This window comes from Trichocoleus sp. DQ-U1 (assembly GCF_039961925.1).
Lineage (GTDB): Bacteria > Cyanobacteriota > Cyanobacteriia > Cyanobacteriales > FACHB-T130 > FACHB-T130.
The window spans coordinates 72,591-85,369 of the sequence record NZ_JAMPKB010000001.1 but is presented as its reverse complement, the minus strand read 5'-3'; the positions used below and the strand labels follow the sequence as shown (position 1 = coordinate 85,369).

At 46.5% G+C, this 12,779-nt stretch carries 10 protein-coding genes; 6 read left to right on the top strand and 4 right to left on the bottom strand.

Features of this window, described 5'->3' with window-relative positions; genetic code table 11:
• Window positions 1–465: 465 nt before the first annotated feature.
• A complete protein-coding gene (locus NDI34_RS00385) occupies window positions 466–663 on the bottom strand; it encodes a hypothetical protein (protein ID WP_190536724.1) in 198 nt (65 codons plus the stop codon).
• On the opposite strand from NDI34_RS00385, the gene NDI34_RS00380 reads away from it, so the two are divergent.
• The 4 genes from NDI34_RS00380 to NDI34_RS00365 all read left to right on the top strand — a co-directional run bounded on the left by NDI34_RS00380 (window position 662) and on the right by NDI34_RS00365 (window position 8,803).
• Window positions 662–2,227 carry an adenylate/guanylate cyclase domain-containing protein gene (locus NDI34_RS00380; protein ID WP_348231523.1) on the top strand — a complete coding sequence of 522 codons (1,566 nt, stop codon included), beginning with the start codon at window positions 662–664 and terminating at the stop codon, window positions 2,225–2,227. The two genes, NDI34_RS00385 and NDI34_RS00380, sit on opposite strands and share 2 nt — an antisense overlap.
• A gap of 447 nt (window positions 2,228–2,674) precedes the next feature.
• Window positions 2,675–5,809: a plasmid replication protein, CyRepA1 family gene (locus NDI34_RS00375; RefSeq protein WP_348231521.1), complete on the top strand. Its 3,135-nt coding sequence runs from the start codon at window positions 2,675–2,677 to the stop codon at window positions 5,807–5,809.
• 401 nt (window positions 5,810–6,210) lie between these two features.
• On the top strand, window positions 6,211–7,164 hold the full coding sequence (locus NDI34_RS00370) for an isoaspartyl peptidase/L-asparaginase family protein (RefSeq protein WP_348231520.1): 954 nt from the start codon (window positions 6,211–6,213) through the stop codon (window positions 7,162–7,164).
• A 343-nt stretch (window positions 7,165–7,507) separates the two neighbouring features.
• The gene (locus tag NDI34_RS00365) at window positions 7,508–8,803 is read left to right on the top strand and encodes a carbamoylphosphate synthase large subunit (RefSeq protein ID WP_348231519.1); all 1,296 of its coding nucleotides are present in this window, start codon (window positions 7,508–7,510) and stop codon (window positions 8,801–8,803) included.
• Window positions 8,804–9,007: 204 nt separating this feature from the next.
• On the opposite strand, the gene NDI34_RS00360 is transcribed toward NDI34_RS00365, so the two are convergent.
• Window positions 9,008–9,538 carry a DUF2243 domain-containing protein gene (locus NDI34_RS00360; protein WP_348231518.1) on the bottom strand — a complete coding sequence of 177 codons (531 nt, stop codon included), beginning with the start codon at window positions 9,536–9,538 and terminating at the stop codon, window positions 9,008–9,010.
• Between the two features lie 496 nt (window positions 9,539–10,034).
• On the opposite strand from NDI34_RS00360, the gene NDI34_RS00355 reads away from it, so the two are divergent.
• Window positions 10,035–10,868 carry an SGNH/GDSL hydrolase family protein gene (locus NDI34_RS00355; RefSeq protein WP_348231517.1) on the top strand — a complete coding sequence of 278 codons (834 nt, stop codon included), beginning with the start codon at window positions 10,035–10,037 and terminating at the stop codon, window positions 10,866–10,868.
• Here the strand turns inward: NDI34_RS00355 and NDI34_RS00350 are convergent.
• Both NDI34_RS00350 and NDI34_RS00345 read right to left on the bottom strand, forming a co-directional pair.
• Window positions 10,840–11,550, bottom strand: coding sequence for an alpha/beta hydrolase-fold protein (locus tag NDI34_RS00350; RefSeq protein ID WP_348231516.1), 711 nt, complete (start codon window positions 11,548–11,550; stop codon window positions 10,840–10,842). The genes NDI34_RS00355 and NDI34_RS00350 overlap by 29 nt on opposite strands.
• A 25-nt stretch (window positions 11,551–11,575) precedes the next feature.
• A complete protein-coding gene (locus tag NDI34_RS00345; RefSeq protein ID WP_190428724.1) occupies window positions 11,576–11,713 on the bottom strand; it encodes a hypothetical protein in 138 nt (45 codons plus the stop codon).
• A 341-nt stretch (window positions 11,714–12,054) separates the two neighbouring features.
• Between NDI34_RS00345 and NDI34_RS00340 the strand changes: the two genes are divergently transcribed.
• Window positions 12,055–12,765 (top strand): hypothetical protein, encoded by a 711-nt coding sequence (locus tag NDI34_RS00340; protein ID WP_348231515.1) that lies wholly within the window; start codon window positions 12,055–12,057, stop codon window positions 12,763–12,765.
• Window positions 12,766–12,779: the final 14 nt, after the last annotated feature.

Below are 12,779 nucleotides of genomic sequence, written 5' to 3'. Positions count from 1 at the left end.
AACAGCGATCGCAGCATTGCTATTTACTTGTCATACCCCTGTCACATTGCCGACTTATGCTTGTTTTTAAGAAGCATGGTGAAAACCCTTCTCACACCCATCAGTTAGACGATGCCCTTTCAGCGGAAGAGATGAGAGGGCATTTTTTTTACTAAGCGATCGCGCAAGTGAATGTCACGCATTTAAGCTACCTCAAATAAGGTTCGCTCAAAAAAGCGACTGGAATCCCGCCTTAAACAATCGCTATATATAAATCTATCTACCACTCAAGAACTGCTTACTCATCAGTGAGATTCTGCCTTCTATAAAGAAGGCTTTTTTGTGAAATTGCGATTCATCCCAATGAGCGTAGGGACACGGCATTGCCATTGGGACATGGCAATGCATCTGGATTCATCTTGGCATCTCGTAGCGGCGAGGCATTGGGTAATAATTCCTCCCCGACTAAAAAATTGGCTGAGTTTGTCAGTTCATCTGAAAATGCCCCGGAAACAGCTCAATTTGTAAAGCATAGTGGTAAGAAATCACTGAAATACTTATCTTTTTCGCACAATGATGAGTAAGACACACTGCCGTAGGAATCGGTAAAACCAGAAGCCGGGAAGCGATCGCTGTAAAACCATGCCAACAACGATTGGCTTTCCCCATCAAGGAGGCGGACATGGCATCCCGTTATGGATTGGTTGATAGGAGTCAATTAAACTGGCTCATTCTTTATCGTCTAGGGATGATTGCCTGTGCGCCACTCGCTGCCGAGTTGATTGGCAGTGCATTTAATATCTGGTACAACCTGACCCAGATTCAATCGCTGCTGACTCCCGCGCAGAATAGAGTCTTTGTCAATACTCTGTTGGTTTACAACGTTGTCGTCTACCCAGTCGCGCTGTTCCTGTGGGTGCAGATTGTGCTGTCGCTACAGCACCCTTTACAGCAGATCCTACACCAGCAAACCTTGAGAGCCGAGCATCTGATTAAAGCCAGACAACGAGCGATTAATCTGCCGTGGTGGGGAATGCTTATAGCTGGAATCGGTTGGCTGTTGTGCATTCCCGCATTTCTACTCCCCCTGCATTATGCTCCGGGAACGCTCGACCGGCGCGTATTCTTGCACCTGTCGATTTCGGTGATCGTTGCAGCGCTGATTGCGGTTCCTCAAGGTTTTTTTATCGTTGAGCTGTTTACCCAGCGACTGTTGTACCCGTTGCTGTTTCAAGAAGCTCACCCGGCGGAAACACCGGGGGCTTTCCCCCTCTCGCTTCGGCAACGAGGACTCGTGTGGGCAATATCTGCTGGGGTATGTCCGATTGCTTCGCTATTACTTTTAAGCTTGACCGCTAGTTCATCCGCAACGCCCGATCCCTGGTTTACCATCGCCGTCGGGGTGTTGGGTATGGTCTTCGGGTTTAGCAGTGCTTTGATGGTCGGTCAATTAGTCGTTGAACCCGTAGAGGAGCTACAACAGGCGGCTCGGATGGTAGCATCTGGGAACCTTAATATCCACATTAAATTGCTGCGAGCCGATGAATTTGGCCCTTTAATTGATGATTTTAACGACATGATTGAGGAGTTGCGAGACAAACAACGCTTGCAAGAAACCTTTGGTCGTCATGTCGGTCAAACCGCTGCCCAACAGATTCTCCAGCGCGATCCCAGCTTAGGCGGAGTCGAGCAGGAATTAACAATTATGTTTGCCGATATCCGCAACTTTACAGCCCGAAGTGCGGTTTCCTCTCCCCAGCAAGTCGTGGCGATGCTGAACTTGTTCCTAACTGAAATGGTAAAAATTGTTGAGCAGGAACATGGGGGAATGGTAAACAAATTCTTAGGGGATGGATTTATGGCGCTGTTTGGCGTCGGAGATGATCCCCACAATCATGCTACCAAGGCTGTTGCAGCGGCTCAAAAAATGCTCGCCAGTCTGCAATCGATTAATAGCGACTTAGAAAAACAGGGACAAGCTCCTTTAGCAATGGGAATTGGCATTCATACGGGATCTGTGGTGTTAGGCAGTATCGGCTCACCCCAGCGCTTAGAGTACACTGCGATCGGAGATCCGGTGAACGTCGCCTCGCGGATCGAATCTTTGACCAAAGAACTTGGAACACCGTTGCTGCTGAGTGCGGCGACTCATAAGCAATTACCCTCGACGATTTCGACTCAAGAATTGCCTCCCCAGCAGGTAAAGGGGCAACCCCACCCGATTATTGTGTATTGCCTAAAGGAATAGTCGGTATTCATGGCGGCAATTCTCATTTGGATGCAGTAAGGTTGAACCCCACCCCAGCCCCTCCTCGTTTACGGGGAGGGCTTCAATATTCCCCGCTGGGTGAAGGTCGAGGGGTAGGGGGTGAGGTTCCGAGTGTGTGGCTTGCACTCAAGGACTCAAGTGAGAACGGCTATATTTTAATGAACCCCACCCCAGCCCCTCCCCGTTCACGAGGAGGGGTTGAATATTCTCCCCTCTCCGTGGAAGTCGAGGGGTTGGGGGTGAGGTTCCAAAATTTATTGCGCTGGTGCGCTCTGTTGGGGAACGGCACCGGAAAAAACTACGATTTTACAAGGGTTTCAGGAGTTGGGTCTGTGAATTAGACATCCACGCTTTAGCTGTTTAATCGGCTGGTTCGTGGTACGGTTTTAGATCCGTTGATGTCTCAAGAGTTTTATACTCCTCCAAATGCATCCACCCAGCCTAAACCCCAAACACTTTCAGGAATTAGCCTTAGACAGCGGTATTGACCGCGATCTGGCTTTGCTCAACTTCATCTCATTGGAAGGAGACGCCTTTTATGAGTATTTGTTGATCTCCAATCGCATTCCCCGGACGAATACTGGGATGGTGAGCAGTTGGTGGCTACATCGTTATGCTCATGGGGCAAAAGGAGGCTGGTGGTGTTCGGGACTCGATCCCCTTAACGATTGGCGGTTGATGGAGTGGGGGTGTTATAAGCCGAACCATCCCAGACCAGATAAAAAGGGTAAACTCATCAAGTACGAGCATCCGCCCTGCACGCCGACACGGATTTTTTGTCTGAGAGTGCCGCTTCATATCTGGCAGCAGACGGCATCGCGCTACGGTGTCCCTATGCCAGAGAAGATTGCGATCGCTCAAAACGGAGAAGCGCTGGGATTTTGGCAGTGGGTGCTAGAGATGAAAATCCCGACGATCCTTTGCGAGGGAGCCAAAAAAGCAGCGGCTTTGTTAACCCAAGGATATGCTGCGATCGCTTTACCGGGCATTACTAGCGGCTACCGCGTCACCAAAGACTTTCAAGGCAATGTTCTTAGCCGACAATTAATTCCCGACCTTCTGGCATTCACGCGACTCAAACGCACTTTTTTTATCTGCTTTGACTACGAAACTCAACCCAAGACCATCAAAGCAGTCAATCAAGCGCAAACTCAACTGGGCGAACTGTTAGAGGAACAAAAGTGCCCGGTCAAAATTATCCGGCTTCCCGGATTACAAAAAGGCGTTGATGATTTTATAGTCGCCCAAGGCGCTGCCGCCTTCCAGACAGTCTATGAAGCCAGCCTCAACTTAGAAACTGACCTGGCCAAAAGCAAACCCCACACCGAGTTAACCTATTCCCCCGCACTCACCCTCAACCGGCGCTACCTGGAAAAATTGCCTTTTCCCACCTCTGGATTAGTCGGAATCAAGTCTGCTAAAGGAACCGGGAAAACTACCGCATTGGTATCGCTAATCCAAGAAGCGAAAAATAGAGGCGATCGCGTTCTGCTGCTCACCCATAGAATCCAACTAGGGCAGTTCTTGTGCGAAAAAATTGGAGTGAACTGGATTAATCACCGCACACTCGAAAAGCGGGATAAAAATTTGCATAACTTATTACCCATTGCCCCATCTTTAGGACTCTGTATTGATTCCATTTGGAAGCTGAACCCAGAACATTGGCAAGGCGCGATCGTGATTCTGGATGAAGTTGAGCAATCCTTATGGCATCTCCTCAACAGTGACACTTGTAAAGACAAGCGAATCAAGATATTAAGAGTCTTCCAGCAGCTAATCTCCACTGTGCTGCAAACTGGCGGTTTGGTTATCGCTCAAGATGCTGACTTATCAGACCTTTCCCTAGACTACCTGAAAGGACTAGCAGGAATTAAAATTGAGCCGTGGGTTGTATTAAATGAGTGGAAGCCTGATGGCTGGGATGTCACCTTCCACAACACCCCAAACCCTACTCTGCTAATTCAACAGTTGGAACTCGATCTGATAGCCGGACGAAAGTGTTATGTCACAACCGATAGTCGTTCCGGTCGTTACAGTTCAGAAACCATCGATCGCTACATCAAACAACGTCTAGAACAGTTCCTTCGACAATACCCCAAGACCTTAGTAGTTAGTTCCCAAACAACCAGCACTCCCGGTCATGAGGCGGTCAATTTTGTTGAAGCTATCAATCAAAAAGCCTTAGACTATGACGCGGTTTTTGTGACTCCTAGCCTAGGTACGGGAGTCAGCATTGACGTGGAACATTTCGACCGGGTTTATGGAATTTTTCAAGGCGTAATCCCAGACTCGGAAGCACGACAAGCATTAGCCAGAGTTCGTCAGAGCGTGCCGCGAATTGTTTGGTGTGCCAAACGAGGCATTGGCATGATTGGCAGTGGTAGTAAGAATTATCGGGTACTGTCTCACTGGTACCAAGAAAATCAGAAAGAAAACCTAGCTTTGATGAGTCCGCTTCATCCAGTTGATGTTGATTTGCCTTTAGTTTATGACTTAATTCACCTCAGAAGTTGGGCAAAATTTGCAGCCAGAGTAAATGCTTCGATTACTCTGTACCGTCAATCGATGTTAGAAGGATTAATCGCTGAAGGACATCAGGTAAATGTCATGAGCGATGCTCCCCCTCACGAGCGTCTCAGAGAGCTACGGATGGCGCTTTTAGCAGCAGCTCCTCGCGATTGGGAAACTTCTAAGAAGCTGGTTCGAGAAATTGTTAAAATTCAACAAGAATTTGAAGTGCGCCGCAAAAAGACTAAATTTATCAAGCATCAAATTGTCAAAATTCGGAATCAAATTGAATTACAAGCAGCGAGTGCAGTTGCGAATTCTCCAGACATTGAACCCAGAGAATATGAGCGTCTGTTAACCAAGCGTTCTTTGACAGATGAGGAGCGAAATCAAGTGCAGAAATACATCTTGAAACAGCGCTATGGGGTAGAAGTGACTCCTCAATTAAAGTTACGGGACGATCGGGGATATTATTCACAGTTGTTGGTTCACTACTATTTGACTCACGAAAGCGAGTATTTTCAACTACAAGATCAACAAGAATGGCATCAGCAGTTGGAAAGAGGCGAGGGTAAAGTTTTCCTGCCAGATTTGAATACTTACACTTTGAAAATAGAGGCACTTAGAGCATTAGGAGTGCTGCAATTTATCCATCCGGAGCGTGAATTTAAAGAAACTGATTTAGACTTAGTTGAACTCAAAGCGACTGCACTCCGGTGTAGCAAACACATTAAACGTGCTATCGGAATCAGCATTCCGATGGAAACCGAAAAAGAGCGCCTAAGTTGCATAAAAGTGCTTAGCAAGGTTTTGAATTTACTCGGCTTAAAGCTAAGGTCATTTAAAAGAAAAGAGAATGGATATAAAAATTTCTTAAAAGTTTATAAAATTGACTCAAAAACTCTTGATGATGGCAGGAACGAAATCTTTGAAGCGTGGCGTTACAGGGAAGGCTTGATAGAGGAGAGTGTTTCCAACCAGAGAGTTTTCACCCTGAAATCTGAAAGATGTACTACCCCATGCAAACCAGCGCTATTTCATTCCCAGCGATAAACGGATGAACGGGGAGCAACACCGATGCAACAACCAGCAATTTTAAGAGTTTTTGTATTTAAAGTTACAAATTTAGTTCATACAGAATTCAGCCTTAAGTGCAAGTAAGACATTCTATAGGGATGAAGCTGTAAGTTAAAGGCTGCCCTTAAATGTAAAACAGGGAACAAACGACGGGGAATATTACCTGTAGGGAATTCCAACCACTAGACACAGCGATCGCAATCGGGTCAATAGCCAAACCCGGCTTTAGCTGAGCAAGCTCCCTAAGCAGTCTTTCTTTACGCTGCTAGGTGCTTAGGCTTACTTAGGCTAACGCAGGGATGAGTGCGATTGTTTCACAAAGCCGTTTGCGCGATCGCATTTACATACATCTAACCAGAATTTAGAAATAGGCACGTATGACAATAAGCATAATCGTTCATGGTGGAGCAAAAACCATTACAGAGGGCAAGGTTGAAGCGAACCATGCAGGCTGCTTGGCAGCTGTAGAAGCAGGTTGGACAGTGCTTCGCAGTGGGGGCAGTGCTGGAGAAGCCGTAGAAGCAGCCATCCGGGTTCTCGAAGCCGACCAGACATTTAACGCCGGATTTGGTGCGACTCTCAACAGTGAAGGTGAGGTAGAGCTAGACGCGGCGATGATGGAGGGCGATCGATTGGGTTGGGGAGCGGTAGCAGCAGTTCAAGGAGTGCGTCATCCAATCTCGGTGGCACACAAGATTATGGATGAAAAAGCCCGGTTCCTAGTAGCGCGGAGCGGCGAACGCTTCGCTGCTGAACACGAGATGGAGATGTGTGCAAAAGAAGACCTGATCAGTAAGGAGCAGCAGCAGGAGTGGGAAGAGGAGCAGGAAGTTATCGACCGTCCTAACACTGTCGGTTGTGTAGCTCTAGATGCTAGCGGCACCATAGTTGCCGGAACCTCCACTGGGGGCACTACAGGTCAGCCACAGGGTCGCGTTGGCGACACAGCCCTGGTTGGTTGCGGCTTATACGCTGATAACCACTTGGGCGGTTGCTCAACGACGGGTGATGGCGAGTCAATTATCCCAGTGGTTCTTGCCAAGACAGCGATTGATTTTTTGGCTGGAGACACCCATCCAGAGGAAGCAGCACAGAAGGCGATTGACACTCTTGTCTCTAAGGTTGAAGGAGAGGCTGGCTGCATCCTGATAGACCGTCAGGGACGTATTGGGTGGTCGTACAACTCGTCTGACATGGCGGTAGCTTATATGACCGCAGAAATGGACAAACCAGTGGCGTTTATCAAGAAAGAAGAAGAAAACAACTCAAAAGTAGCATCCTTTGAGCCACATACAGAACAGATGCAGACGCCTCACTCACCAGCCGCATAATCGAGTTGGCTACCCATTTAAGACGGGATGGAACCCCACCCCAACCTTTGTGAGATGGTAGCAGTTCAGATACCCGGCTTCTTGGAGAAGTCGGGTATCTCGTATTCAGTTCAGCTCAGATTGAGGCGGTGATGCAAGTAGCTAGAAAAGCTCAAATTGCTGAATGATAACAATTCATTCATTCTCTAAGCAAAAGTTGTGTGGGCATTTTATCAGCTTTGCTTATCTTCCCATTGCTCCTGAAGTGAATACTCCCTAGGAAGATGATAGAAAAATTGGTTTATTGAGAGAATACTGATTGTTTGCTGTGCAGCCTGCTTTTGCTTCATAGGGGTAATTTTTTATGAACTCAACATACGACTTTCAATACTTTCAGGGGAATTCTCTTTCCGATCTGTTTGCTCAAGACATCACAGATGGGCGGTATGCATTTATCCTAAATTACCCGGCGACTGCGACTTGGGCTGCTTACCCTAACAATAAAAAATACTATATTCAAGACGGTAGTAGTGAAGCCACCAAAACTTCCTTCGATAAAATTTGCCAGAAGGAAGCTTGGAAAAATCTAGCGGTGTTAGGCGATCTCCTTCCAGGAGTTATCATCAGTTCGCCAGAAGACGCGCTGATTAACTATTGGCGGGAACATTTTGGTTTCAGCTACAAAAACATAGAGAGGATAGACTGCTCAACTTATCTGGATGAACTCAGCCAGATAGATACTCCGGAAGAATCTCAAAGCGATCGCTTTGACAAACTCATCACTCTATTTCCCTTCGATCATCTCAAACCAGAAAAACACGCTGTTCATCCGGATACTCACTACCGCTTGCTTAGCAAAGTAGCGCTAGCCGATCTGGGGATACAATGTCCAAAATATAAAACCTACAATCTGCACCAAATTAGCCTGGAAGACATTCAGCTACCACAATTCCCATACTTGATCAAAACCTCCCACGGACTCTCAGGCGAAGGTACTTATATTATCAAAAGCGCCAGCGAGTTAAACTACTGCTTGCATGAATTAAGGAAATACCTAGAGATTAAGTTCGTGGATACGATTATTGTTTCGGAATTTGTCAAGAATGAAGTGCAGAACTACTGCGTGCAGTTCTATGTCAGCAAGACAGGAGAGATTACGCTGATTGGCACTACAACCCAACTTGTCACTCCAGAAGGCAATTATTTAGGAGGACTCATTCACTACCGAGAAACCGACATGAGCAAGTTCTTTGAGATGATTGCTGCGGTTGGTAAGTATGCTCATCAACAAGGGTATTTCGGCGTGATTGGCTTTGATGTATTGGAAGATAAAGACGGACAACTCTATGCAATCGATGCCAATTTTCGAGTGAATGGATCGACTCCACTCTGCTTACAGCGTCATACTTTGCTGGGACTGGGAAAAGAAGTCGCTAAGTATTCTAGCGATTATCGGATGGATGGGACATTAGAGTCCATTCTTGCCACGTTGAAACCAGAATTGGAGCGTAAAGATTTTACGATATTGTCAGCTTTGGAGAAGGTTAAATACGGGAAAATCTACACCGAAATTTACGGAATTGTTGCTGGAGAAACGACCGAAGAAATGCAACAGATCGAGCAGAGTTTACAACATAAAGGATTACACATACTCAGTTAGAGGTTACTGGAGAGCTGATTTAAATACCGGGTATTAACTGTTGAATTGTTGAATCTTTGTCAATAGTTATACTCTATGTATTCAGAACCCCGACTTCTCTAAGAAGTCGGGGTTCTGACGTTCACGAATCAGTAGGACTGCTTCATATATAAGGTCTGCCTAGTAGCAATAATGACTGTTCTCAATACTGACTCGCTCAAACTTCTACGTTTCAGCTTCATTTTTATTAGATTTTGCTGATTGCAATACTATCCAACCAGCACTAGCGATTAAGGAACTAATCACTAAAAAGCCAATATCATAAGCTAACGTATGCGAACCCGGTCTGACATGATGAATACCTAAAATCTGATGATCGATAACTCCTTCAATAAGATTGAACGCTCCAAATCCTAGTAATAGTGAACCAATAAAGGTTGGTGCTGACAAAGAATGACTTTGTTTTGCGGCTCGCCAAAACAGAAAAAGCCCAATTAATGTTAATAGCCAATCAAACAGATGAAACAACCCATCGCCAAGAGTATTTAGTTCCAAACCGGCAACGGTAGCATCAGTTTTAACACTGGAAAACATATGATGCCATTGTAATAATTGATGAATGACAATCCCATCAAAAAATCCAGCCTGACTCATTCCTAACACAATACCAGCCACAATCAGAGGGCGGCGATCGCGCTGATGGATGGAAGAATTTTCTTGGCTACTCGCCTGGGATGTAGTTTGGTTTGAAGTCATGGCAATACCTTTGTAACAACCTCAGCGCGTACATCACTCGCAACGAAAACGAATTCTTGAGTGCGGTTCGTTATTGACGATGGGGAGAAGAATTTGACTCCCAGAAAATAAACGGAAGCGGAAACAGACCTATCTTCGGGATTAGGCTGCTTCAATTGTTTCGCTTCCTCTCGGAAATTACATCTAACTCCTAGAGGATTGACGATTGTTTTTTGGTATACAAGCTGGGCTAATTCCCTGGCGTTGAGCAGCAATCGCATTTTAGGCTATTGGCAAAATCCACACTAGAAAGTATTCGGTTGCGTCCTCCGCTGCTGAAGTCAGCTTGTTAGCCTAGAGAAGCGACAAATCGCCAACATCTTTACTGAAAATTAGAACCACCAATAATTGTTGAAGTTGGTTTTAATCAGGTAAAAATAGCACTCTTCGGATCTTTCAAGAAAGAACCAAGAAAGAACGGAATTTTATCAGCAGGACTTGAGACCTGATTTTTGTCATGGCTGTACTCACAACATCTATTCAGAACACTCATCCGATTACAGAACTCTATGTGTTTGGCGACAGTCTCTCGGATGCGGGGACGGTGTTCCGAGCGACAGGAGGAATGTATCCACCCAACCCACCTTACTTTCAGGGGCGTTACTCAAATGGTCGGGTTTGGGTTGAGTATCTTGCCCTTTGCCTGCATCTCGACTCGAATCAAACCAAAAATTTTGCTTACGGAGGAGCAACTTCAGGAAACGATCGCAACAGTTTTGTCCCTGGTTTGCTAGCTCAGGTGCAATCGTTTATCCAAACACATCAACCGCTGAATTCAGAGGCACTGTATGTGCTATGGGCGGGGGGAAATGATTATTTACAGGGAGTCGAGCTAGCCACAATTCCTGTTGAAAATCTCACTAAAGCGATCGCTTCTCTGGCTGATAAGGGTGCTAAAAAGCTCCTGGTGGTAAACTTACCCGATTTGGGACAGTTGCCGACTACCCGAACCAGTGCAAATGCTGCCAGACTCAGTGCATTAACCCAAGCCCATAATCAAGGTTTGAGGCGATCGCTTAAGGTAGCTCAGCAGCATTCTGACCTTCAGATTGCGACTCTAGATGCCAATCGGCTGTATCGAGAAGCGATCGCGAATCCGGCAGCGTTTGGCTTTACTAATGTCCTCAATGCCTGTTTGGCTGGCGCTGGGACTTCTGGCAGTCCAGACCAGTTTTTGTTCTGGGATGGCATTCATCCAACAACAGCGACTCATCGCATTTTAGGGGAAACTGCCTTTGCCGCGATTCAAGAAGCAGGGATGCTCAATTCTCCTTCGGTGCTGTTTGGGTAAACCACTCCATTGAAGCTTGAGCGATCGCGCCTGGAACCGTATGGGGACCATTGAACTCGTGGTACTGCACGTCATAGCTTGCCCGTTGTAACTGCGGCACAATCCGGCGACTGCATCGCTCAATCGGTAACACCGTGTCCCCCTTCCCGTGAGAAATGAATACCTGCGGCTTCCCTTCCTGTCCGGCAGGAGCCATGAATCCCGGTGAGAAGGCAATGATGTGGCTAAACAAGTCGCCATTGGTAATGCCCACAGAAAGGGCGTAGGAAGCTCCATCAGAGAAACCCGCGATCGCTACCTGATTTTGAGCGATCGCATAACGGCTGAAGGTTTGTGCTAGCGCCCGATCGATAAAAGTAATATCGGCACCGTACCCACTCCGAATAACGTCCCAAGTTTGTCGGCGCGAGTCTACTGCCAACAAAATTGTCTGGAAGGGATCTGCCAGATGGCGGACGATATTCAGCGCCCCTTCTGAATCGCCTCCTGCCCCATGCAACATCAACACCAGTGGCGCAGGGCGGTCTGCCCGATAGCTTTTGGGTACATAGATGAAACCATCCCGCTGTCCGTCCAGCCCTAGCGGGTGCAATCCAGTAGTTGCGGTTGCTGTCGGGCGAGTTGGACGGGATAATAATCGTCCTTCTGTAGCGGAAGAATCAGCTTGCTTTGAACTTTCCATTGTCAATAAATTCTGTTGCAAACAACTAGAGAGTTGAGAGATCGCGAACGGTAAGATCGTGCCTGCTACCCCAAGCCGGAGTAGTTGTCGCCGTGTCCAATAAGCAGGAAAGCTTTTGTATTGCCTCATAGCGATCGCGCAGCGTCCCCGGCTCGTTAGTCATCAGAGAGAGCCATACCTTCACGCTAGGATTTTTAACGGTTTCCTGCCTGAATCTTTGGGAAGATTCAGACTGATTTAATCGCTGGGTTTTATCAGCCTGTTAACTCTAGAAAAGGATAAAACCGTTATTAATTGGAACGTCGATCCAATCAGAAGTATATAGAGCGTTAAATTCTGTAAAACATCAAGATACAGATGTATTCAGAGGAGCTATGTGCGTTTGGGAGCGATCGTCTGGTGAGAAAAAATATAGTTTCGCTACTGGCTGTGTTGGTGGGGCTTTCCTATGCATGGCTCGGGATCTTCACGTCTCTGAACTCTTATTTTTTCAACTATCGTGCAATGACCATTCCTGGCTGGTTTAGGTTAGGGGCAACTATCGCTCTTGGGCTATATCTTCTGGGTGTCTATACGACGGCTCTGGCGTTTCAACAGATTTCAACCCGAAAATCGGCAATTGAGCCATCGTTTTTGGTGTTGGGTTGCATCATCGGTTTGCTGGTTGGCAGTTTACCCTTTTTCCTGAATTTCCTAACCCCAATCCCGTACCTGCTTTATTCTCCATATATTATTTTGCCTATTTCACTTTTGCTATCTTTTTTAGGAATTCGGATTGCTTGTAGATATGAACGAAGTAAATCTAATTCCACGCTAAGAGTTTTATTGTTTAGAGCCTTAATTCCGTGCGCGATCGCCTTAACCTTAATCTGGCTTCACAACGGCAGTTTCCCCAGTGTCAAAGCTCCTGCTGAAGTTCGGCAGGAATGGGCGTACATACAATTTGGGGATTACAAGGAAGTGGTGAACTCAATCAAAACTTGTCAGCCCATTCTAGAACGAGTAGGCAGCGTGAAAGTTGTGGCACCGACCCAAGGCAGAAACTATATTATTTCCGATCCAGGGAGTTCCGGTCATCAGGGGGAATTGACTTTAGAAGTAATCGGAGACAAAGGTGCAGGTGTCGCTAACTTTAACTTCCATATCGTTACTTCGGTTTCACAGGTTCGATTTACCAATCGGGGGAAAACAGAAACAATCGTCTGTCGAAGGTAGGGGGAAATCTGATT